Source organism: Pedobacter sp. 01N416, from assembly GCF_056399685.1.
This window is the reverse complement of sequence record NZ_JBFTRT010000945.1, coordinates 1-934: the sequence shown is the minus strand read 5'-3', so window position 1 is coordinate 934 and position 934 is coordinate 1. Positions and strand designations below refer to the sequence as shown.

The following is a 934-nucleotide window of genomic DNA, read 5'->3' as shown; positions in this document are numbered from 1 at the left end:
GATATGAACTGTAAGAGCGCCGTTCCAGCGAAACGGCCAGCGGTAAATAAAAATCCATAAACAACTAAATATGATGCAGCTGTTTTTTCGTCAAAACCACCGCCTTGTTGAGCCATTCTAATAAAGAAACTGGTAACACATACCTGCGCACCAACATAAAAGAACTGAGCAATAACCGCCCACTTTAAATGTTTGTGACGTAATGCACCAAAAAAACTTCCTTTAGCTTGTCCATCAATACTTTTGGTTTTGATTTCGGGAAGGTGAATAAAGTAAAATACAGCGGCTATTATTAATAAAACAATGCCAAGGGAAATGTATGGTGTTTTAACTGATGCTGCCTCTTCTAAGAAATAACTGTTTCTACCTGCCTCCGTCATGGCTGCCAATTCTTCTTTGGTGTGCGATTTACCTGAAAGGATAAACAATCCGCCAATCATTGGTGCCACCATAGCAGCCAATCCGTTGAAAGATGCAGCAAGGTTTAATCTACTCGTTGCTTTTGCAGGATCTCCCAATACAGCAGCATAAGGATTAGCAGAAGTTTCAAGCATGGTTAAACCACAGCCAATAATGAAAAGCGCAATTAAAAATGTAATGTATGATAAGTTATTGGCGGCAGGAACAAATAAAAATGCACCAAACGCAAAAGCCAACAAACCTGAGATCATCGTTGCTTTATAACCCCACTTTTTCAAAATCATTCCGGCAGGAATAGCCATTAAAAAGTAGGCAAAGAAAACAGAAGTATCAATCAATGTGGATTGTTTATTATTGAGGTTACATGCTTTCTTTAGGTGCGGAATCAGGATTGAATCGAGGTTATGTGCCATTCCCCAAAGGAAAAACAAGCTGATTACGAGTATAAAAGGCAATAGATACTTCTTTCCTGATGACGGATCGCCCTCAGTTACAATTTCTGGCTGTGTGGTTG

1 protein-coding gene is annotated in these 934 nt (G+C 39.5%); it reads right to left on the bottom strand.

Features of this window, described 5'->3' with window-relative positions; all coding sequences use genetic code 11:
• Positions 1-917, bottom strand: a 917-nt coding sequence (locus AC1DND_RS28575; RefSeq protein WP_477586311.1) for an MFS transporter, incomplete at its 3' end; no start/stop codon positions are given.
• Between the last annotated feature and the right edge of the window lie 17 nt (positions 918-934).